This window comes from Nostoc sp. ChiSLP03a, assembly GCF_034531215.2.
GTDB lineage: Bacteria > Cyanobacteriota > Cyanobacteriia > Cyanobacteriales > Nostocaceae > Nostoc.
Genome location: NZ_JAVRBQ020000077.1, coordinates 1 through 23,121 on the forward strand (window position 1 = coordinate 1; position 23,121 = coordinate 23,121).

20 protein-coding genes and 1 pseudogene are annotated in these 23,121 nt (G+C 39.4%); 7 read left to right on the forward strand and 14 right to left on the reverse strand.

The window, feature by feature from the left end; genetic code table 11:
- From RMY32_RS12995 to RMY32_RS13010, 4 genes and pseudogenes are all read right to left on the reverse strand, one after another.
- Window positions 1-411, reverse strand: a pseudogene (locus RMY32_RS12995) (photosystem II q(b) protein); the annotation flags it as partial.
- A 533-nt stretch (window positions 412-944) separates the two neighbouring features.
- A complete protein-coding gene (locus tag RMY32_RS13000) occupies window positions 945-1,115 on the reverse strand; it encodes a hypothetical protein (RefSeq protein WP_322714416.1) in 171 nt (56 codons plus the stop codon).
- A gap of 182 nt (window positions 1,116-1,297) precedes the next feature.
- Window positions 1,298-3,886, reverse strand: coding sequence for a chloride channel protein (locus tag RMY32_RS13005; protein WP_322714417.1), 2,589 nt, complete (start codon window positions 3,884-3,886; stop codon window positions 1,298-1,300).
- 306 nt (window positions 3,887-4,192) lie between these two features.
- Complete coding sequence (locus RMY32_RS13010) at window positions 4,193-4,558, reverse strand: hypothetical protein (RefSeq protein ID WP_322714418.1); 366 nt, start codon at window positions 4,556-4,558, stop codon at window positions 4,193-4,195.
- 203 nt (window positions 4,559-4,761) lie between these two features.
- Between RMY32_RS13010 and RMY32_RS13015 the strand changes: the two genes are divergently transcribed.
- Window positions 4,762-5,217, forward strand: a complete 456-nt coding sequence (locus RMY32_RS13015) for a DUF4288 domain-containing protein (protein ID WP_322714419.1) — start codon at window positions 4,762-4,764, stop codon at window positions 5,215-5,217.
- A gap of 38 nt (window positions 5,218-5,255) precedes the next feature.
- Here RMY32_RS13015 and RMY32_RS13020 read toward each other — a convergent pair whose 3' ends face one another.
- Complete coding sequence (locus RMY32_RS13020; protein ID WP_322714420.1) at window positions 5,256-5,720, reverse strand: GNAT family N-acetyltransferase; 465 nt, start codon at window positions 5,718-5,720, stop codon at window positions 5,256-5,258.
- 98 nt (window positions 5,721-5,818) lie between these two features.
- Window positions 5,819-6,316 (reverse strand): DUF6174 domain-containing protein, encoded by a 498-nt coding sequence (locus tag RMY32_RS13025; RefSeq protein ID WP_322714421.1) that lies wholly within the window; start codon window positions 6,314-6,316, stop codon window positions 5,819-5,821.
- Window positions 6,317-6,704: 388 nt separating this feature from the next.
- Here RMY32_RS13025 and RMY32_RS13030 point away from each other — a divergent pair, with 388 nt between their 5' ends.
- Window positions 6,705-8,057 carry an MATE family efflux transporter gene (locus RMY32_RS13030; protein WP_409882886.1) on the forward strand — a complete coding sequence of 451 codons (1,353 nt, stop codon included), beginning with the start codon at window positions 6,705-6,707 and terminating at the stop codon, window positions 8,055-8,057.
- Between the two features lie 92 nt (window positions 8,058-8,149).
- On the forward strand, window positions 8,150-9,343 hold the full coding sequence (locus RMY32_RS13035) for an MFS transporter (RefSeq protein ID WP_322714423.1): 1,194 nt from the start codon (window positions 8,150-8,152) through the stop codon (window positions 9,341-9,343).
- 309 nt (window positions 9,344-9,652) lie between these two features.
- On the opposite strand, the gene RMY32_RS13040 is transcribed toward RMY32_RS13035, so the two are convergent.
- Window positions 9,653-10,039: a hypothetical protein gene (locus tag RMY32_RS13040; RefSeq protein WP_322714424.1), complete on the reverse strand. Its 387-nt coding sequence runs from the start codon at window positions 10,037-10,039 to the stop codon at window positions 9,653-9,655.
- Window positions 10,040-10,807: 768 nt separating this feature from the next.
- Here RMY32_RS13040 and RMY32_RS13045 point away from each other — a divergent pair.
- From RMY32_RS13045 to RMY32_RS13055, 3 genes are all read left to right on the forward strand, one after another.
- Complete coding sequence (locus RMY32_RS13045) at window positions 10,808-12,937, forward strand: hypothetical protein (RefSeq protein WP_322714425.1); 2,130 nt, start codon at window positions 10,808-10,810, stop codon at window positions 12,935-12,937.
- Window positions 12,938-13,070: 133 nt separating this feature from the next.
- On the forward strand, window positions 13,071-13,259 hold the full coding sequence (locus tag RMY32_RS13050; protein ID WP_322714426.1) for a DUF4089 domain-containing protein: 189 nt from the start codon (window positions 13,071-13,073) through the stop codon (window positions 13,257-13,259).
- Between the two features lie 100 nt (window positions 13,260-13,359).
- Entirely contained in the window at window positions 13,360-14,772 is a 1,413-nt protein-coding gene (locus RMY32_RS13055; RefSeq protein WP_322714427.1) for an AtzE family amidohydrolase, read from the forward strand.
- 158 nt (window positions 14,773-14,930) lie between these two features.
- Here RMY32_RS13055 and RMY32_RS13060 read toward each other — a convergent pair whose 3' ends face one another.
- The 6 genes from RMY32_RS13060 to RMY32_RS13085 form a co-directional block, all read right to left on the reverse strand.
- Window positions 14,931-16,049, reverse strand: coding sequence for an ABC transporter permease (locus tag RMY32_RS13060; RefSeq protein ID WP_409882890.1), 1,119 nt, complete (start codon window positions 16,047-16,049; stop codon window positions 14,931-14,933).
- 37 nt (window positions 16,050-16,086) lie between these two features.
- Entirely contained in the window at window positions 16,087-17,193 is a 1,107-nt protein-coding gene (locus RMY32_RS13065) for an ABC transporter permease (RefSeq protein ID WP_322714429.1), read from the reverse strand.
- 140 nt (window positions 17,194-17,333) lie between these two features.
- Window positions 17,334-17,972, reverse strand: coding sequence for a hypothetical protein (locus RMY32_RS13070; RefSeq protein ID WP_322714430.1), 639 nt, complete (start codon window positions 17,970-17,972; stop codon window positions 17,334-17,336).
- Window positions 17,973-18,661: 689 nt separating this feature from the next.
- Complete coding sequence (locus tag RMY32_RS13075) at window positions 18,662-18,934, reverse strand: hypothetical protein (RefSeq protein WP_322691850.1); 273 nt, start codon at window positions 18,932-18,934, stop codon at window positions 18,662-18,664.
- Between the two features lie 78 nt (window positions 18,935-19,012).
- Entirely contained in the window at window positions 19,013-19,276 is a 264-nt protein-coding gene (locus RMY32_RS13080; protein ID WP_322714431.1) for a hypothetical protein, read from the reverse strand.
- Window positions 19,277-20,413: 1,137 nt separating this feature from the next.
- Window positions 20,414-20,677 carry a hypothetical protein gene (locus RMY32_RS13085; RefSeq protein ID WP_322714432.1) on the reverse strand — a complete coding sequence of 88 codons (264 nt, stop codon included), beginning with the start codon at window positions 20,675-20,677 and terminating at the stop codon, window positions 20,414-20,416.
- Between the two features lie 1,095 nt (window positions 20,678-21,772).
- On the opposite strand from RMY32_RS13085, the gene RMY32_RS13090 reads away from it, so the two are divergent.
- Window positions 21,773-22,180: a hypothetical protein gene (locus RMY32_RS13090; protein ID WP_322714433.1), complete on the forward strand. Its 408-nt coding sequence runs from the start codon at window positions 21,773-21,775 to the stop codon at window positions 22,178-22,180.
- Between the two features lie 157 nt (window positions 22,181-22,337).
- On the opposite strand, the gene RMY32_RS13095 is transcribed toward RMY32_RS13090, so the two are convergent.
- A complete protein-coding gene (locus RMY32_RS13095) occupies window positions 22,338-22,847 on the reverse strand; it encodes an N-acetyltransferase (RefSeq protein ID WP_322714434.1) in 510 nt (169 codons plus the stop codon).
- Window positions 22,848-23,121 lie beyond the last annotated feature (274 nt).

Below are 23,121 nucleotides of genomic sequence, written 5' to 3' on the forward strand. Positions count from 1 at the left end.
TAAGCGGTAGGATAGTTCCCATTCACGACCCATGTAGCAGAATACGCCAATCAGGAAGTGGAAGATTACCAATTGGTAAGGACCACCGTTGTACAACCACTCATCTAAGGAAGCTGCTTCCCAAATTGGGTAGAAGTGCAAGCCGATGGCGTTGGAGGAAGGTACAACTGCACCGGAGATGATATTGTTTCCGTAGATTAAGGAACCTGCTACTGGTTCGCGGATACCATCGATGTCTACTGGAGGTGCAGCGATGAAGGCGATTACGAAGCAGGCGGTAGCGGCTAGCAAGGTGGGGATCATTACTACGCCGAACCAACCGATGTAGATCCGGTTGTTGGTGCTGGTGATCCATTCGCAGAATCGATCCCATACATTGGCGCTTTGGCGCTGTTGTAAGGTTGCTGTCATGGTTTTATAAGTGCGATTTAATTCATGTATGAATCAGGCGGTAAAGTTTTCGCCTGTGAAACTACTTTACACTGCTTTACAAAAATTAATCAAGTGCTAAGAATTTTGTAGAGTTAATAGAAATGATTAGCTTTACTTATTTAAGAGCTAGATGAGTGTCCCTGAGCATAATAGATGAAAAAAGAGCGATCGCTGCTTAGTCTGGTGTATGAAAGATACCACTGAGCAATTTATATTGCTATTCCTCCAAATACTCTGCCACTGCTGCCAAATCTGACATTGCCCTTCATTTGACGCATTGTCCCCTAAAAAATTAGGCAGCTTTCAATTCTAAAGATTAATCGAGGGGACAACAGACCTATCGTAAAGTCGCTAGCCGATCTTTTTCGTAATCCAATCATGTAGTCGTTGCCACCATTGATAATCAACGATACTGTTTTTTTTGGTAATGCTCCCGCATCAAGAGTGAACATCACTTGTTGACCACAAAACTCAGAGATTAATTGTTTTACGATGTCTACGACGGGCTACGCCTACGCCACTTCACTAATTTTTTTGTTTGACATTGGTTGCATCCTCAGTACAATGCCACGACCGTGACTATAAACTGATACGGTACTGATAAAGTTTTGGTAGGATTGACTGTAATCTGTAACTGTGCAACGAATGCCTTTACCATCGATCGCCAGTCTCTCATCAGGCATTGTTGGAACAAAAACTGATGCCCAATTATTAAATAAATCGGTGAATGCCTGAAAATCTAATGTTTACAGTACTCGTCGGAACGTTGAATAAGATGGAAACTTCATTGCCCGACTAGGTTTAACAGCTCAATTAAGCTTTGTCTGTGTACAACAGTAGGGGGACTAAAGGGGGTAATTCGACATTAAGTTTTAACCATGATAACCGTACAATTACTTTTGCGAGAAATATTCTCGGCAATATTTCCTTGAATCGCTTGTTGCAGTAGACTTTCACGGCTAGCCCCCAGGACAATCACATCACTGTTGTCAAGTTTTGCACAATTAAGAACAGCTTCAGAAACAGAATTGGCACGAACCGGAGTAGCCATCACTTTACCGCTAACTCGGCGTTGCAGAAAGCGAACAGATTTATCTAATAATGTTGTGTCAGGAATCGAGTTAGTCGGTTGGAAAACCTGACATAGCTTGATTTGGGGTGATGTACTTAAAGAAGCCAAAGCAGGTAATAACTTAATTGCTTGGCTGGAGTTAGGGCCGCCTGCCATTGGCAACAACCAACGGTCGAAGGATCTTTTATCATCCAATTTAGCCAAGATAACATCACAACCTGCCTGTCGAATTATGGTATCCACCACTCGGCTAAAAACTCTACCAGGAGTTGATGTATTGCCTTTCCATCCCATCAGCACCAAGTCAATGTGTCGTTCTTTGACAGTCTCTAAAATTGCCCCAGCAACATTATGGGCAACTCGGATCTCGGTATGAACGGGAATCCGCCACTCTTCTCCTAAAAGTATTGCCCGTTGCAAAAGTTGAAGACTTTTGCTGATTTGTACTGGTGTTTCCGATGGAATGCGGCTAGACGAAACGATAACCACTTGTAAGCATTCTATTTCGTAATTGCGATCTTTGGCGATCGCAACTGCCATGTCTAGTAAAGTCTCGGCTGTCTGGGGATGTGAAAGTGGTACTAACAACCTTCCTTTGCCTGTAGCCGGAGCGTGAGTTTGGTAAACCACATAAGAAGGTGCTGATTTACGTTCTATTTGTTCGTTACCACTCAGTCGCTCTGCTTCTACACGGATAATATCACTACGAGTAATAATTCCTATGAGCTTGCGATTTTCTGTAACGGGTAAGCAGCTGAGATGATAACGATTGAGTATATGCAGTACATGAGCCAGTGTTGCTGTGGGATTTACTGTCACTGGCTCTGGTGTCATAATCTCGCTAATAGTTGTATCTTTGCCTGATTGTTCTGAAGCAATATTAACTAAATCTTTTTGAGTGACAATACCAACAACTTTACCATTTTCTAAAACTGGAAAGTTGCGATGGTGAGAGTTGGAAAATGCCTGTACTGCTTCATCAGTACTCATTTGGCTAGAGAGAGTTTCCACCCGCCGTTGCATCACATCTACGGCACTCAGTTGCGCTAGAAGCCCCTCTGTGCTTGGCTCCTTGGTGATGTGAATCCCTTTCCACTCTAGTAGAAGGTCGTAGAGCGATCGATGGTCAATTTTTTCTGCTACTAAATAGGCAACCACAGACGCAATCATCAGCGGTAGCACCAGATTGAAATCTGTTGTCATCTCAAATACAATGACGACTGCTGTAATTGGAACCTTGGAGACGGCGCTAAAAAAGGCAGCCATGCCCACATGAGCATAAACTGTGGCAGCACTCATTCCCAGTAAACTGTGTTCCACAGCACCCACTAAGTAACCAAGGGCAGCGCCCAAGGCTAAGGTGGGAACTAGTAAACCTCCTGGCGCTCCAGAGCCGTAGGTAAAAATAATTAGGGTAAACTGAACTAAAAGAGCGATCGCGGCAAATGACCAATTAGCACTACCCACAAGTAAAATTTCTCTCAGCCCAGCATGATCGCGAAAGACAGCAGGTAAAAAAGCGATCGCCGCACCAGTAACTAACCCAGCGATTCCAATTCGCCAGGATAAACTCAACCTTACCAGGCGGCGGTTAATTGCTAGACTCTCCAGAATACCTTTATTAAATAGAATGCCTAGAAGTCCCGCCAGCACTCCTAAAATCAAGTAGAAAGGGATTTCCTGAGCGAAGAAAGTTGTATCGGGAAGACCTAAATTTAGATGATTCAGATCCAGGCTGTGACTACCATAGAGCCGAGAAATGACTGAAGCGATGAAAGAAGCTAAAATTGCAGTACCAAGAGTGATACCTGATACATCTTGGAGTAATTCTTCGACTACAAAAAGCACACCTGCGATCGGTGCATTAAAAGCCGCAGCTAACCCAGCCCCGGCTCCGGCGGCGATTAGTTGGCGACGATGCTCTGGTGAAGTCGGTGCCCAGTTACTAAGTTGATTTGCCAAGGCTGCCCCAATTTGGACAGTCGGCCCTTCCCGCCCTAAAGGCATTCCCGAACCCAAGACTAATGTAGCGCCGATCAACTTGACCAAAGCAATCCGTAAATTTAATGGCATTGGCACGCGAGCCAATACGGCTTTGACTTCAGACATCCCACTACCTGATGCTTCCGGTGCGAAGCGCTCTACTAGCCAACCAGCTAAAAATCCCCCTGCTAGTCCAACACCTGGTAGCACCAAGTAGGCAGACCAATGGTAAGAAAGATGCACTCGCAATGCACCTGCCCAATCCACTGCCTGTCCTAACAGAACTGCCGCTAACCCAGAAACTAGACCAATCAGGCAAGCTTCCACGAAAGCCAACCGTTTGGGTCGAAGCAACTGACGCCAAAGCCTCAACCAGAGAATTTTACCCTTGACTAACATATTTTTAGCGATCGCTTGTCATCAATGAAGGTATATAAATAGTCTGAAATGTTTTACTGTTCATTCTATTCATAGCCTTTCATAAAAAAATGAAATCCGAATGAAATTTTTCTCTGCCTAAAGATAGATATGTGCAGTAGGGGGTACAGTTATTTATAATGTTTTATACCAAATTGACCATGAGTTTATTAATATCACAGATATTTCGCCAACCCGTGAGATGATTTAAAACTGCGTAAAGTCTTTGGGGTTTGCGTTAGGATTTACGCATAAAAATTGTCTAGAAAATTGAGTGTAAATTTACTATTAACGCTGCCAATCATACATCAATCGTCCGTGGCGATCGCGCACAAGTTCCCATTCTCCATGACGATATCGTTGTCCGTGATAACGTATAGAGCGATAGCGTCGTCGATAATAATGTCCTCGATTCCACTGGCGTTGATAGTAATAGTTTCCAGTCCGATGCCGTCTACGATAACGTCGTCGAGTCCGTCGGTGAGCTAACAAAAACTCTTCACTTTGCTCTCCAACTAATTTTGTTTGTGCGTCAATACTCTGTTCATTGAGAACATCATTGCGAGTATTCTCTTTGGCTTCAACCAAAGTAGGTGGATACATGAAGGCTAATAACAGGAACACAATTGAGGATAGCTTTTTGAAACGGTTCACGTCTTTGCTTTTCCTAAACTATTGGTAATAATTTTATTTAATACTTAAGTTTAGTAATTATATAGTTCAAAATTCACAAATTTTAGTAACGCAAATGTAATGGCAAGTACATATAGCAGTTCCCATTCAGATAAAGTACAATGTTGTATCGCTTAATATAGTTGCTTGAGCATTATTAGTAAAAATTTTGAGTTTTATAAGCAATGGCATACATTCCAAAGGATGCAGAGTGGTATATCGCTGAATTGGTAATCGAGTGTAACATTGAGGGAAATCCACATAATGTTATTCATGTAAATATTGTTCTTGTCCGTGCTTCTTCACCAGAAGATGCTTTTGAGAAAGCCGAAGAACTTGGTTATCAGAGTAACGACACATATCTCAACCCCAAAAATCAAACTGTAACTTTTACTTATAGAGGCTTACGGCATCTTGATGTGATTCATGATGAATTAGAACATGGTGCTGAACTGATGTTTGAAGAAAAAATTGGTATATGTGAAAGCGAGTTACAACAAATATTGACTCCAAAATCTCAGCTAGCTATTTTTCGTCCGTTAAAACCAGTAGATTCATCTAAGCCAGACTATACCAGTAAAGAAATTATGGATGAAGTCGCAAAAATGATGAGTGGCGATAGTGTTATTGAAAGACTTTAAATACTTCAGCCCAACAGTGCATTCGCTATCCTAAACCTTTACAGAGCTAAAGTCATAAATACGCTGTTCGGGTCATCAATGTAGTTAGCAAAAGGGCCTCGGTACTCGAACCCATGCTGTGTGTACAAGGCTCGTGCTGGGGCGAACTCTGGAATTGCCCCTGTTTCTAAATACAAGCGATCGTAAGTACGCCGTTCTGCTTCTTTTATTATGCGTTCAAGAATCTTTGAGGCGACACCCCTACGTCGGTGAGCCTTGGCGGTACGCATTGATTTGATTTCACCACTTCTTGAATCTAGTTCTTTTAGTGCCCCACATCCGAGTAATTCTGATCCCTCCCAAGCTGTCCAGAAAGTAATATCAGGCGAGCACAATGCTTCTAAATCAAGAGCATGAACGCTTCCAGGTGGTGTCATCTCATGCATATTTTCGATATGCTCCTGGAGAAGATCGGCAATTTTTTTACCTGTCAAGTCATCTGAGCTGATTTGCAATCGACTCATCTCCTTAATTTGCTAGGAAATTCTACTCTATAGAGCAAGCAAGATATGCTGAATCAATTAAGCACTGCTGTAGCAAAAAATGCTCTCGCTAGCCATAGTTAATTAGTTTTTTGCAGATTGCTAATTGTCAAAAATATTTCATCATCAGCGATCTGGCTATTATAATCAATATTAATTTGAGTTGGATAACCAAGTATTGGATCGTATTGTACAGTCAAGTTTGCTGCTTTACGAATCAGCGCATCCCTGATGATATCAAATAGTTTAGGAATTGTATTATATTGTTTAAACAATTCTGCCTCAGCTGGCTGTTGAGTTGCTTTATAAGTAATAGAACTTGTGACTCGATTACGTACTTTAATAATCACTGGTTCTGTGGCTTTAGGTAAACAATTGCAACTTCTAGTGAATTCATAGCGGTAGTTAGAGATTTTTTGCCGTTTCCATAATCGGTAATTAATCTTGTATTGTTCTAAGTTTAAACTACTAGGCGCGGGGGTTGTGGCTACCTGTATAGGAGGAGGTTGAGATATTACAGGTGCACTAAAACCCAAAGATGCTACTAAGACAGCACTAATTGCAATTGGTAAGCGCATATAAATCCATTCTTAACTCCAACTGCTCACTTTAACGTAGCTTCAAGATGATTGCCAAAACATTGAAATTATTTGTGACACTCAAAGTTGGTAAGGTATTACGCAAAGAAAATTGCATATTAACTAGTGAGGGTTGTCCTTAGTCAAAAGTCCTTTGTCTTTAGAAACACTTCTGGACTAATGACGGTCTATACGGAAAATTTAGTCGTTACCTGATTGCAACTCATCTGCTGTTAAATCTTTCCTGCCGAACGCTCTGCTAACCACTGTGACGGTAATCCTCTGACTCTATTAAGATAGATTCAAGTTCCCAGGAGCAATATCTCCTGAACATGGGTTTAAATTTTGAAAAAACCCTTTGTTCTTCACATCGGGTTATCAGCTGTATATGTTTTCTGAAGTTAAAAAATGTCTCATGTTAGCCGTACCTTTGGCAGGGGCACAAGTGGCTCAATCTGCAACTGGTTTTGTCGATACGGTAATGATGGGCTGGTTGGGAAGTCAAACCATTGCATCTGGAGGTTTGGGAACTGTTATCTTTACTTTTTCTCTATTGATTTTTAGTGGTATCGTTTCTGCTGTCAGTCCGTTAGCTGCCCAAGCATACGGAGCCGGAAATAAAGAAAAAGTTGGCACAATTGTCCGGCTTGGACTAGGGATATCTCTGGTGCTAGGAATACCAATTACATTACTGCTTTACAATGGAGGTGCTTTACTACTTTTACTAGGACAGGATGCTAACACAGTAGCACTAACAGAGATTTATTTAAGAGCGATCGCACTGGGTTTTATTCCTGGTTTGGGCTTTGCAGTACTTAAAAGTTTTCTTTCTGCTCTATTGCAACCGCAATTAATCATAGTGACAGTGGTCTTGGGTACTCTGTTCAACATTACAGCTAACTATGTGCTGATGTTTGGCAAACTAGGATTCCCGGCCTTGGGTTTAGCTGGTATCGGTTGGGCAAGCACGCTTTCACTTTGGAGTATGTTTATTACTTTGGCAGTTTATATATGTAATCAGCCTCGCTTTGCAGTTTACGGTATTTTTCGACCTTCGTCTCAAGAAGCTTTTCCTCTAGAGCATCGCCGCATCGTTGGCGAGATTTTTCAAGTTGGATTGCCCATCGGGGGGCTGATTGCTGTCGAAGGCGGACTATTCACCGTTGTCACTTTGTTGATTGGACAATTGGGAACCAATGCTCTGGCTGCTCATCAAATTGCTTTACAAACAATTTCGATGTCATTCCAGATGGCAGTAGGCATTTCTCTAGCGACAACAGTTCGTGTTGGACTGTTAGCCGGACAAAATGACTTAGTTGGCACTCGTCTAGCTGGATATGTAGGCATTGCCATTGCAGCTTTAGCTATGGGTGTAGTAGCCCTTGCATTTTGGCTAGTACCAAAGTCGATTATTTCTCTTTATATTGATATCAACAATCAGAACAATGCAGATGTGGTTGCCCTGGCGGTGAAATTGCTAGCAGTCGCGGCCATTTTTCAAATAGTTGACGGCGTGCAAGTTACTGCTGCTGGAGCATTACGCGGACTCAAAGACACCCGAATCCCGATGTTGATTGGCTTTTTTGCTTATTGGTGTGTTGGTTTATTCACTGGTTATACTTTTGGGATCTCGTTGGGGTCTGGAGCTATTGGTCTTTGGTGGGGATTGGCTATTGGTTTAGCCAGCGCTGCAATCATCCTAACTTGGCGGTTTAGCACCAGGAAAACTAATAACTATTGAAGAAGTCAGGAGTCAGAATTCTATTTTGATAAACACAGATGCAGTTAAAGGCAAAAGTCCTCAAGCAACTAAATTATAGTGAATTAGGTTGAATGAAAAAACAAATCTCAAATAACGGATTAACTAAATTTCAAGTACTGATTATGGCGATCGCATCTGGGGTGTGTGTTGCTAACGTTTATTATAATCAGCCAATTCTCAAAGATATTGCATCTTCTTTTCAAGTTAGCGAAAGTGAAGCGGGTAGCATATCTGTGCTTTCGCAAGTTGGTTACGGTTTTGGGCTTTTCTTTTTAATCCCCTTGGGCGATAAAATCAACAAAAAAACATTAATTCTTTCTTTACTTATATGTTTGTTTTGTTTGTTGATAGCGATGACGTTTTCACAAAATATCGTCCAGGTTTGGATATTGAGCATAGCAATTGGAATTACAACAGTCTCCGCTCAGGTTATTCTGCCCTTAGCAGCAAGTATAGATAGAGTAACTACAGGACAAACTGTAGGCAGTATTTTTACTGGTATATTGATTGGAGTTTTAGGAGCAAGGGTTTTTAGTGGATATATTGCTGAAAGCTTGAGTTGGCGTTATGTATATGGATTTTCAGGAGGAATGATTTTAATTGTTACTGTCTTGCTAAAGATTTACTTGCCTAATGTAAATAATGAATACACTGGTGATTATTTTGATTTATTAAAATCAACGCTTCAACAATTAAAACGTTTTTCTTTATTGAGAGAAGCATCTTTAATTGGAGGATTAATGTTTGGTGTCTTTTGCTCATTTTGGACAACGTTGACTTTCCATTTAAGCGGAGCGCCTTTTAATTTTCAATCTGACACAATTGGGATGTATGGCTTTGTGGCGATCGCAGGTGCATTAATGGCACCAATTTTTGGTAAATTAGCCGATAGAGGTAATTCCCAACGTTCCTTAACTATTTCCGTATCTCTGGTGATTGCAAGTTTAGTAATTGCTAAAATTGCTTCTACTTCAACGCTGGCGATCGCTGTTGCTGTATTGTTACTAGATGTAGGCGTACAGGCAATTCAAGTCACCAATGTGGCAAGAATATACACTCTTGATGCTCAATCGAATAGTCGCATCAATACAGTGTACATGACTACCTATTTTATCGGTGGTGCTGTAGGTACTAGCATTGGTTTATTATGCTGGAATTTTGGGGGCTGGAATTTGGTGACTTGGCAGATGTTAGTTTTTACTTTGCTTGGATTTATTGTTATAGTCAGACCGAAAATCACTACAGCAAGCATAAATAAAAAATAATCGTGGCGATGCTATAAAATCTGCGATTCAAGACTCAGATTTTACTATAGCGTTGCTTTTTGATGGGATTTCCAAATAAAAAAACATCCCAAATTTTTTTGTGGGATGGGTGTCCCCACCCGTCCCAGATTTAGAGCGCTCATGTTGCCCACCCCACAAGATGGGTAAATTATTTCTTGTAAGTCCCGATAACAACGTAGATTACGGAGTCCTCTTGTTTTCTCTTCACCACTTTAGAGTGTCAAGAAAGGTTGTGATTTTAGTCTACATAATCTGTTGGTATTTACGAATCAACAGTGTTATTTGAAGCTATTGGTTATTTGAAGCTATTGGGCGGCTACCATCTATCTCTATAGTATCTTTAGCTTTAAATTTACTCTTAGCGATCGGACGTTGACCATCTATATCAAGAATTTCCTCAACTTCAAAATCACTAGGGTCAATTGGACGCTCACCGTCTACAGGTAATATCTCATGTTCTTCAAAATTACTCTTAGCGATCGGGCGTTGACCATCTATATCAATTGTTTGATCGCTAAGATTTTTATCTTTTGCAATTGGGCGTTGACCATCTATATCAATTGTTTCCTCAATCTTAATGTTACTTGGATCGACTGGGCGATGACCATCTACATTAATTGTTTTCGTTGACTTTTGAGGTTCATTAGATAGTAAATTTATCTTAGTTTCATCCACTTTTTTGTCCTGTTTTAAATTCTTATTACTCTTTGTTTTGTTTTTGTTATCCATGTTTTTTATTTTATTCTACTAGGCTATTTATCTGCTATACATATCATTTTTAAAACTGTTTATCTCTTTAGATAAAGAGACTAATTTGAGTAAATAGCAGGAAAATCTGTTTATATATGTAAGATACTGAAGTAGAATCAAAAAATCCTCTATCACAGTACAGAATATATCTCTGACTTGAGAGGTATTTTTCATCTTTCAAAAAATACTTAATTCAATTGCTGGAGGAATGTGAGATTTTCTATAACTGGCAGGAGCCATCTTTTAGGGTCTTTTTTGTGCCTTGACGCGAACTTCTAAATATTTTTATGCAAGTCGTCTAGTTTCATTTTCATCCCAAATCAATGTCGGTGCTATAACAACCCATCCCAAATCAATGTCGGTGCTGTAACAACTAAGGAAACTTATTCTTATGGTGTAAATACAAAATAGATTTTAGTTATTTTGATACTTGTAAGTAACAGTAAAAACCTTTGTATTCAATCAAATAAGATTTTCAGTAATTATAACAAATTATACATAAAGTTTATAAAAATATTGACAAAGTATTTTTATTTTGCCAAAACGTTTATATCAACAATCAGCTATTAGCAAGTATTACGTCCTTTTATAACTCAAGAGATAATGCATACCGCATTTTCACTTAATTTTATACTGCTTATTTTTGTTTACTAAGTATTATCTCTAGATTCATTCCTTTACCAATGAGACTATATGAGCATTCGCTTTTTCCATATTTCTTTAAAGAAAATAATCCGCTTTTCTATGCTCGCTGTAGCTACGACTGTAGCACTTACAACCGTTGAACCTAGTCGCAGTAGTACTACATCTGGGTATCAATGGAATCAAGTCTCTATAGGAGGAGGAGGCTATGTTACCAATATTTATCTGCATCCTTTAGAGAAGAATTTAGCCTACATTAAAACCGATATAGGTGGCTTCTATCGTTGGAATTCGCTAGAGAAGAAATGGATTCCATTAATAGATCACTTTGGGTCTGATAAAAGTAACTACTATGGCGGAGAAGGATTAGCGCTTGACCCTAACAATCCAAATATTGTCTACATCGCAGCAGGCAAATATACTGGGGCTGGCTTAGGAACAATCTTCAAATCGACCAATAAAGGTCAAACCTGGAACAAACTGAACATAGATTTGCCAATGGGTGGCAACGAAACTAAGCGATGGACAGGGGAAAGGCTGGGAGTTAATCCATTTAGTCCTAATATCATCTTCTTTGGTTCGCGTTTGGATGGGCTATGGAAGTCGGCGAATGCTGGTCAAACATGGAAAAAAGTAAGTTCTTTCTCTGGAAAACCTAATGCATCCATTGGTATTACAGGAATTTTGTTTAGCAAAAAAAATGCTGGCTTGGTTTATGCAAATGCCTATGGAGACGGAATATATAAGTCTACTGATACAGGTGTTACCTGGAACAGAATAGCCAAAAGCCCATCAAAAGTAAATCGAATGGTGCTTAATAGCAATGGAGTGCTGTATGTAACGCACACTTCAGGAGTTAGCAAATATGCAAATGGGGCTTGGAGTAATATTACGCCGACTAACATCAAAACTATTTCATTTAATGGGCTTTCTGTAGATCCCAATAACTCTAATCACGTTTTAGTGACTTATGACCAATACCATGAAAGTACTAATTACTCTAGAGTCTTTCAATCTACCGATGGTGGCGCTACATGGCAACAGAAAAGCCATTCATTGAATCCTCAAGTACCTTGGTGGCCAAATTGGTATTTTGCTTCTGCGGCCTCAGCGATTGAATTTGACCCAAATATTGCTGGCAAAATTTGGTTAACAGACTGGTATGGAACCTGGCAAACAGACAATATCAATGCTAACAAGCCTATGTGGTCTAACTATGAAAAAGGACATGAGGAAACAGTTGCTTTTGAACTCATCTCACCTCCAAAAGGCTCACTATTGTTAAGCGGTTTGGCTGATGTAGAAGGCTTTAACCACGGCCAAAAATTAGATACTTACCCATCTACTCAATTGGGTGGTAGTAACGGCCCTTGGTATCAAGAAACATACAGCATGGCCTACAGTGAAAAAGATCCCTTACGTATGGTACGCGTTGGCGGACATCGAGGGTTCAATACCTTTACAGGAGGAACTTCCACAGATGGCGGACATACCTGGAAGAACTTTTCCTCATTTCCGCAGAACATTATGCCACTACGGGTAGCTATGTCTGCAACAAATCCAAGTTTGTTTGTAGCGATCGCCAGCGAGAAACAACCTATACGTACAACTAACGGTGGAGCTACTTGGAGTGGAGTATCAGGTTTACCCAACGGGCCCAAGGGGCCGTGGTACTGGGGTCAACCATTGGCATCAGACAAAGTAAATGGCAATATTTTTTACTACTACAACGATGGCAAAGTCTACTGCAGTAAGGATGGAGCTGCATACTTCAGTATTGTCAACTCAACACTTCCTAGCGAAGATTGGTCTATGCTCAAAACAGTTCCGGGGGTGAGTAACGAAGTTTGGATCAGTCTCAATTCAAATGGGCTTTATCGTTCAACAAACGGTGGTACGAAGTTTGCCAAAATAGCTGGTGTGGAGAAAGCTTATTTATTTGCCTTTGGCAAACCACAAACAGGAAGTACAATTCCAGCACTATATTTATATGGCAAAATCATTGGTATGGGAAAAGGAATTTTCCGTTCTTTGGATCGAGGGCAAACATGGACAAACATCTCTAATCCTCTAAATCCCATTGGCAATGTCCCGAACGTGATGGAAGCTAGCAGACAGCAATTTGGGCTAGTCTTCATTGGCACCGACGGTAAAGGAATCTACTATGGAAAACCAAATTAATCCAAATTAATGACGTTGCATTCCCTACAGAATTGTATATCACTACCTGGGTATCGCTGTTGTCGCCAGAAGTTATAAGTTTAAGATAACGTAGACGCTTTGGCTTGCCGCAGGCTACCGCAAAGGAATAGAGATGAGAACAGAAGAGTTTGATGTGGGTGAGTATGTCGATTTGATGGGGTTGTTGTTGGATTTAAAGATCGCAGATGAGTATCGTGATGGTGTGGTGGCAAATTTTGAGAGAATTAGGGCGATCGCTAATCTGGTAAATTCTTTCCCTTTACCAGAGGAAATTGAAGTTGCACCAGTTTTTGAACCATAATTGCTTCGAGAATAGGTATGTTGATGTTTTAGTGAAGCAAAAACTATTGCTGACTGCTATTACTCAAAAAGCTAAAGGCGCTATCTATTAATATTTCAGCATGAATTTTGATTCAGCCGATGCCATAACAATATCAACTGCTGTACGCGAAGGTAAAACTAGCGCTGTGGAGGTTACGAAAGCTGCCTTAGCACGAATAGCAACGCGAAATCATCTATTCAACTGTTTTACCACTATAACTGCTGAGACAGCTTTAACAGATGCAGCACTGATCGATCAAGAAATTGCTCAAGGTAATCATCCTGGAGTGCTTGCTGGTGTGCCTTTTGCGGTGAAAAATCTCTTCGATATCGCTGGTTTTACGACTCTAGCAGGATCGAAAATCAATGCAGTAAACCCAGAAGCTACTCAAGATGCAACCGCAGTAGCGAAGTTGAAGCAAGCGGGTGCTGTTTTGCTTGGTGCTTTGAATATGGATGAGTACGCTTATGGGTTTGTAACAGAAAACTCCCATTACGGTGCTACTCACAACCCCCATGATTTACAGCGAGTTGCTGGTGGTTCATCGGGTGGTTCGGCGGCGGCGGTTGCGGCGGGGTTAGTACCGCTGACATTGGGTTCTGATACTAATGGTTCAATTCGCGTTCCGGCGGCGTTGTGTGGTGTTTTTGGTTTCAAGCCAACTTATGGAAGATTATCTCGTGCTGGGGTAGCTTTATTTTCTAGCAGTTTTGACCACATTGGCCCTTTTGCGCGTTCGGTGCAGGATATCGCTACGGTGTTTGATGTGCTTCAAGGAAAAGACGATCGCGATCCCATTTGTACAAAGCGTCTACCTGAATTATGTTTACCGCAACTCAAACAAGATATTTCTGGTATCAGAATTGCGATCGCAGCTGATTATTTTACCAAAGGCGCAGAACCGGCAGCTTTAGCAGCAGTGCAAAAAGTAGCTGATGCAATAGAAGTCACTGAATACGTAATCATACCAGAAGCACACCGCGCCCGTGCAGCAGCCTTTGTAATCACAGCTAGCGAGGGTGCAAATCTGCGTTTGGAAAACTTGCGATTGCATCCTGAAGATTTTGATTTGGCTACACGCGATCGCTTTTTGGCTGGGGCGTTAATTCCTAGTAGTTGGTATCTCCAAGCACAACGGTTTAGAAGATGGTATCGCGATCGCGTTCGGGAAGTTTTTCAAAATGTCGATGTAATTCTTGCCCCAACTACACCAATTTCTGCACCATTAATTGGTCAACAAACCATAATTTTGGATGGCGAAGAAATTCTTGTCCGTCCTCATTTAGGGCTATTTACTCAACCATTATCTTTTATTGGTTTACCCGTTTTATCAGTACCAATTCAGTGCCGAAATACATTACCTTTAGGTGTGCAATTGATTGCAGCACCATATAATGAAGCGTTAATTTTACGGGTTGCAGCTGCGTTAGAGGCAAAGGGTGTAGTTTCAGCACCAGTAATTTTAAACGCTCTTAACTCAGAGGCTGTTTGAAAAATCTAATTTATAGCAAGGGACTGGGGACTGGGTGAAAAGCCTTTTTGTGTCTAAGTTTTATCGTCTGTTGATGTCCTAACCACCTTGAGTGTTGCTATTTTACACAAAGACACGATAAATCGCTATCCCCAAAAAGACTTAGTATCAGACATCCTCTAACTTAATTGATTGCGAAACTTACTAAGACTAATAGTTAATAACACAATAGCAATACTAAGCAATGCCAGAATATGCATCCATAACACATCTAAACCAACCCCTTTAAGTAGAATTCCTCGAACAATGGCAATGTAATGACGTAAGGGATTTAGTAGAGATAGGACTTGAAAAAAGGGGGGCATGGCTTCAATAGGGGCAAGCACCCCAGAAGTCTGCAATATCGGCATATTGACGAAAAATGACATCAATACCACCTGTTGTTGCGAACTGGAAAACATCGCCAACATAATACCTATACTGATCCCAACCAGCAGATAGATAATTGACAGCCCAAAAAATAGTAGAAAATTTCCACGCAACGGTAAACCAAAGACCAGTTGTCCTAAAGTCAAAGCTAGCAGAATATCTCCCATGAGCAAAAACGCTAAAGGCAAAATTTTGGAAAGCAAAATTTCCCAGTTTGCGGCTGGTGTCATAAGTAATTGCTCCAAAGTTCCGCTATCTTTCTCTCGTACAACAACGACTGATGAAACTAGTGTTCCAACAAGCGTTAACACTAAACCCATGACTCCCGGCACAAAATACCAGCTACTTATTAATCCTGGATTATACAAAAACACCACTTGGAATGATATCGGAAAATTCAGTTGGGTTTGCCCAAAGTTACGATTATAATTTTGAATAATCTGAGTCATGTAGCCACTGGCAATGCCTGCTGCGTTTGCATCCACTCCATCAATAAATACTTGAATCTCAGCTTCTTTTGTTGCTAGCTTTCTAGGAAATTCTGGTGGAATAATCACCCCTAAATTGAGTTTACCTTCTTCTACTTGACGGCTCAAATCTTTTTCACTTGTTGGTACAGATTCGATGGTAAAAATACTATTAGAGGTCATTGCATTAACAAGTTCGCGACTAGCACTTACATTCGCATAATCAATGACACCCAATTTCAAATTATGTACATCGGGATTAAGTGCAAATCCATAAAGTAATAATTGCATCGTTGGTGGTACAATCAGCAGAATAATTAACTGCTTATCTCGCAGAATTTGATTGATTTCTTTGCGAAGTAATGGCCAAAACGAACTATTAAATAGTCGTGGAAAAAACATATTAATTAGTAGCTGCAACATCTGAGAATAATACAGTTTAATAAGGTAATTGCATCTTACCTAAAGCACGACGCGTTATATTAAAAAACACCAAACCAAAAACAATTAGTACCACTATATCAAACCAAACTCCTGCCCATCCACTACCTCTAACAAATGAATCACGAGTGATATCTATAAAATAGCGGGCGGGAATTATGTTAGGCATAAGTGACAGGGGAAAAGGAATGTTGCTAATAGGATAAATAAAACCAGACAGTAATAAAGAGGTAACAAAACCGATCACAGAGACACTTTGTACAGCAGCATTTTGGTTACTGCTTCGTACTCCAAATAGCAAACCAAATAAAACACTGTCTGTAAGAAAAAGGACAGTTCCTATTAACAAGGTGATAAAATTGCCTACTAAGCTAACCTGGAAAATTAGCGAACCTAGACCCATGACTACGAATGCTTGAAGGATAGCTATCAGCAGGTAAGCCAGTCCTTTACCAAGTAACAGTTCACTTGCACTTATACTAGAAACGTAAAGTTGTAAGATGGTGCCTTTCTCCTTTTCTCTCACCATTGAGATCGCTGTCAATAAAGACGGAAAAATCCATAAAACCACAGCGTAGACTCCCGGTACAATATACAGAGACTCTAACCGACCGGGGTTAAACCATAAACGAATTCGAGGTGTGACGCTGTTATTAGATGTTATCAGTCCTTGCTCCTGCATAAAAAAATTCGTCACTCTCTGAATGCTATTTTTTATGACACGAGCATTATTGACATCTGTACCATCAATCAATACTTGCAGCGTAGTATTTTTACCAGCTTGGACATCTCGGCTGAATTGAGGAGGGATAATGACTGCTGCCTTGGCAATGCCACGGTCGATAGCATCCTGCACCGGATCGTTTCCCGACCATTGGGTGGGCATAAACTGATTGGTGGCGTATAGTCGCTCAATATAGCTATTGCTAATGTTTGTGCGGTTAAAATCTTGCACGATTAAGGGAATATTTTTACTTTCTAACCGGATTGCAAACCCAAAAATGAGTAACGTTATAAATGGCAGTATAAATGCTAACGCTAATGTCAGGCGATCGCGCTGAAACTGTACTAGTTCTTTGGTAAACTGAGCAAAAATCCGTTTCATAAATATAAAAAATATCAAAAAATTCTAGTTTTGCGATCGTTGTACTATACCGATGAAAGCGTCTTCTAGAAATTGATTCCCATCTTGCCACAAGCTTTAAACTAAAGTTTATACCCATAGAGGCGCGAAATTATCCCTAACTAAGACAACACGATATGTGTTGTCACCAAAGCTAAGATAAATACAAAATCAACTGCCGAACCAACTAGAGAACCAAAAAACTTTGTCGGTAAAGCATTGCCAAACAACATTACCACTGTTCCCACAAACATCCAAGGCCATTGGATTTCACGCCAAATGTAGAATCCTGCTACACCAACTAACAAAGCGATTAAAATTGTCAAAATTGGCGCTTGAGTTTTTTTCGGTTTATATCGCAGACTGCCAGCAACGTTTATTGGTGCTAGTTCCAAGTGTTTAAGATTAGTAAACAATCCCAATCCAATCAAACCAAATGTAATCGTCCAGCAACCAGAGAACAAAATCGGTTTACTTGCCCAGAATACACCAGCAGCGCTAGCTAGTCTAATGGCTACTACCACCAACAATGGAATCAATAAATCATGTAATAAGAAGCGCAGACGATTAAGGAATTTTAGGAAATTACCTTCATTAATTAAACGACCTAGCGAAATAATGAGATTGTCATAGGTCATTCCAGCTACCACTAATAGCAGCAACAATATGTTCGCATGGTGTGAGTGCTGCCATAAACTTATACTCCATGTAGCTAAGACCAAATTAGCTACCGTATAGAGTGGATATAAGATAGCCCCCATAATTTAATCCCTAGTATTTTTAGAGAACGAAAGTTTAGATTACAAAGTTAACTTTTATATATTCTTGTGAGGTTCAGCTAATTAACTGAAGCATTTAATAAATCAGGTATGAGCTAATTATTACCTTTTGAAGAAAGCAATGTTTTATACTTTATCATCACTCTATTTGAAATAGTGTAAAGAAATAATTAATTTTGGATTTTTAAATAACTCTGTAAGAAATTAATTCCCATGTTGAATTAGCATCAAAAAATAAGATTAAATACAATTGATTTAACCTCAAACCTTGAGCTTTTCGTTTAAAAGCGTGTTTTTTCAGGTCAAGGTGAAAATTGCACAAGATATAAGTCAGACTAGGGCAAACACATCTAAATAAAAGTCAGTTTGATGAACCTCTCCCTAACCCCTCTCCGACGCAAAGAGAGGCAGAAATATTCTTCGTTGACAATGAAAAAATCATGGTTTCAAAGCCTCTGGAAGAGCGGGGGAAAGGAATGGAAGCGGGATTTTTTAGATCCGTCAAATTCACGTTAAATAAAATTTCAAAGCCTTGACTGAAATGAACATATACTTGTATCGCACTATTAGCGACATTACAAGCACGACGTTAAAAAATGAAGGGCTAGAGTAAAACTTTAACTCCAGCCCTAAATATGTAGCTTTAGGTAATGTCCAAAGCATTAAGTTGTTTAATTGGGTGCAGTCTCACCCCGGCTTAGTGTTCCAAACCTTACAACGAAAGCCCCTAGTGTACCATCAAGGAAGCTATCACTCTGTGTAGCGGTAAACGTTCTTCCACCATTAGCAAAACCTAAGCCGACTCCTGAAGTTGATCCAGTAACTTGAATACCAGGTGCAGGTGTCGGAGGTGGTGTAACTCCACCATGAACAGTCTCCAAATCTGTAGCTGATACTTTTTCAAGCAAGCTAGATTGTAATTCAGCGATTTTGATATTAGCCATGATTTCCCCTTTGAGTTTTCTTGGTAGTACGTTGACGTATCGTATTTGCTATCGCTCTAAAATTTTCCCTGATAATTTTTAATTAGGGGAAGAATTTGAGAAAGCACCAGCCGAAAGAGAAGCGGTGATACGTGGCGATCCGACCCCTCCATTTAATTGAAAAAATGAGTCAGTACCGTTGGTAATCCTTCCCGGCCCTATATTAATGCCTGTGGTAGCAGCAGTTCCAACTAGAACAAATTGGAACTCACTGCCTCCTCCATTAACTAACCGTAAATCGGCATCAGAAAGTTTCTCAAATTGGCTTTCTGGCTGCAATTCAGATATTTTTATCGTAGCCATAGATTCTATCTATTACAAAGAAATTAATTGAAATTTGAACTGCGTTTGTTCAACAAAATAACTATAAACAATTTAGAGAATTTTGCAATACTCTTTTTGCTTAAGTTTTGTAAATTATCTTTGATATATATACTAAAAAACAACAATTTAGATGGAGTAAAACGCCACCTAAATTGTTATTTTAGTTTTCAATTATCAGAATAACTAATATGCAAATTAGAACTGGGTTAGTAATTCACTTTTATAGAAATTATCTTGAACACCAGTACTTTTCACACCATGATTTATCGAAACAAAATTCAGGAGTCAGGAGTCAGAATACAAGAAGGGTATTCTGACCGAAAAAGCGGATATCAGAGCGTAAAGCCTTCTCTACGAGAGACTCCGCCAACGGCATAGCAACTTTTAGAGACGCTACGCGTAGCTTGCTTCTGAGAGGATGTCTGAAAACTTTTTAGTGTTGTATTCGAGACTTGTAGATCCCCCTAAATCCCCCTTAAAAAGGGGGACTTTTAGAAGTTTTCCCCACTTTTCAAGGGGGGCTAGGGGGGATCTCGGACGAAATATTTAATACATCTCAGACATCCTCTGAGCAGGAGTACGCTTAGAGCGAGTCTGCAATAGCGTAGCGTTAGCGAGGGACGAGCGTCGCGTCTGAATAAGCGGGTTTAAGACCCCCACCAAATCGCAGATTTAATAGTCTTCCCTACGGAAGCTGCGCCAACAATTAATCGCGGGTATGAACCCCCAAATGAATTGATTATGACTTCTGAATTTTTATTCAACTAAAAGTGCTTAAAGCAAAAGCAAACACTTAAAACCAAAGTGCTAAACAAGCGAATTGTTATTTTATTTGACTTATAGAGTTAGCTCGACTTTATCCATTTTTTAGCAAAGCGAATATTATCCCTGAAATTTTTGTGCAAAAGTATTTTTACTTTTTTAACTTCATCGGTCATCTGTGATGTTGAAAAAGTATTTGCCAAAAAGCCAGGGGTTTTGCTGGATAAAGAAAACCGGGTTTTTAATTGTCGAGTTTAGAGTAGGTTTGAATTTGCAAACATACTCTAATGCTCAGAGTACTTCCGTTAAATCTATTGGGAAACTTGAAAAAAGGTTTTTGAAGCTAACGCCGTGTTATTTTTTCTTGATTGGTCTTACTGTTGCTTGAATTAAAGTTCCACCCGTTACTGTTTTATTGCCGAAAGCGTCTGCTGTTATTGCAGCAGAACTAATAGTACTAGCGTCTATCTTAGCTCCTGTATCGTCGTAAACAGCTATCGTTCCACTTGTCAAAAGTAAAATCGTAGTACCAGCGCCTCCAACTAAGTTTTTGACTTCCTCATAATTTAGAGATTTTAAGTAACTCTGGTGGCAGTCTAAATCACAAATTTTAAGCATACTTCTCCCTTGTTAACTTACTGTTTACCTCTGATTAACTTCCTATTTAGGATTATTGTCTGAGGACAATCTACCGATTGCTTTTTCGCGCCACAAAAAAGAATAGCACTATTAGAAATTAATAAATAGTAGTTTTACATAAATTTTTTGCATCTCAGCCATAAAAAAGCTCGCTCTGTCAAGCTATTTACCTCCTTTTGTCTTTAGAGGTTGTTTGAAAAGTATTTTGCTATGACTGATTTTAGGTACTTTCAGATCCTCTGTATCCTAGTCATAGAGACATTTTAGCTCACATTTGCAAGAAGTTTATCAATATGATAGTAGAGAAATAATTAAGAAGTTGCAATGGAAGCATTACTACTTTTGCGGAGAATATTTAGTCGCTTTTCAAGCGATTTTAAGAACAGTATTGGTTCGCGAATGATATTCGCGAACCGTAAATAGATAAAATGATTTTCCGATTTCAGGTATTAACAAACGAGTCTCCTATCACACACAAAAATATTTGTCTATTCTCCGTTGGTATACATATCGTTGGCAGATAGAAGAGTATTATCAAATTCTGAAATCGAGCTGCAAAGCAAAAAGCGATCGCTTGGTGGGTGAGAGATATCTTTGATAATAGGTTTTTTGACTTTGATTGCTGCACAACTATTAAGAATGACTTATTTATAGCGATCAACTATTAAGAATGACTTATTTGTATTGAACTAAACTACAAATTGTTGCATCCTGAATGTAAAATAAATCACAGATGTATCTTCTACTTGAAAATACACCTCCAAAGCAAAAATAATGTTGAATTCACTATTGATTGGACAATAGGCGCAATAGTGTGGCTAGGAGAATACTTAGAATATATAAAAAATAGTGTAATTAGGATACAAGTTTGGTGAAGAGGTTAGTTAGAGTTGGAAACCTCGTGCCAAACTTGCTTGTTGTATTCTTTACTACATTTTGTTGCACGGTTTATTACATTTTGTTGTATTGGTTATTACATTTTAAAATTAATGGTTTAATTTTAATTGTTTAAAAGCTTTGTAAAGCCAAGAATGGTTTGTATAAATTATTCGCGAACCGTAGAATTTTTATTTTATGTCTAATAACTCAAAACCCTCGCCCCAAGAAGATTTATATGCACGCATAAATTGCGTAGTTCAAGCTAAAGAGCATCTTGAGAAAGAAATCCAAGCAATAAGTGCAAGTGCTTCGGAAGAAGTAGCTGCATCTTCCTGTTGGATTGTTCGCTATCTTGCTAAAGGCAGGAAGTCTGTATATTGGTATTATAAATTACACGCTAGTGTGGCAATATTTCCAACAAAGACTGATGGAAAGAGTTCTCGTTACAAGCATTTAGGTAAAGCTGGTAGTCAAGCATACCTGGATGCTGTAGAACAAATTTTTCTAAAAGCCAAAATCGAAGCATTAGATCGTTCAATTAAAACTTTAGACCAGGGTTTGAAAGATTTAATCCAAGAAACTTCTAAATACAACAAAGATTAGTAGCGGGTTTGCGAATAATGTGCCTGCGAACTATTCCCGCTTCTCACATCCTGTGAAAAGTCAGGAGTAATAACCAATCGCGTACTCCTACAAAGAAGTAAGCTACGCGTAGCGTCTCGTATATAAAAAAAGAAATACTTGACTAAACTGTATTATACTATACTTCATCAAAACTATCTGGATAAACAACCTTACCTTTATACTGCTTTTGATAGTTTTGCAGTGCTTTCACCATGAAAAATTCCTCTGGTACTGGAAAGGGAGACTCGATTTCATAAACAACAGAAGACTGAAAACCAAAGCGAGTATAGAAATGGGGATGACCTAATACAATTACTATGGATTCTTTCTTTAGCTCTGCTATTTCTAACCCTGCTTTTATTAGTGCGCTGCCAATTCCTTGTCTTTGAAACTGTGGATGAACTGCCAAAGGTGCTAAACCAAGTACCTGTAGTGTTTCTTCACCTACTAGGTCAATATAGCTGAATAAAATATGAGCGGCTACAACATTTTCAACTTCTGCAACTAGAGAAAGTTCGGAAATATAACGGTCAGAATAGCGAATTTTCTCTATAAGTTTAGCTTCGTTTTCTTGCCCAAAGGCTAATGTATTTACCTCAGCTATTGCTGTGTAGTCTAGCAGAGTTTCACAACGGATATGAATCATTTTAAAATTAATTCCATAAAAATCCAGTCTGCTTGATGTTCTAGAGTAATCTCGGTTTTTTCTAAATACGGATCAATATTCTGAAAACTAAATATATGATAAAGTGCGTGTGCTTATTTTGCAAAATGGGCACTGTTTAAACGTATCCTTGAGTAACCAATGTAGGCGGCTTAAAAGTTTGGTGTACTTATCTCAATTTTATCAAAAGATTATAGTTCATTTAAGGAATTTACTAATGCGATCGCAGAATTTTTTACTCAGGCTCCAAAATGAA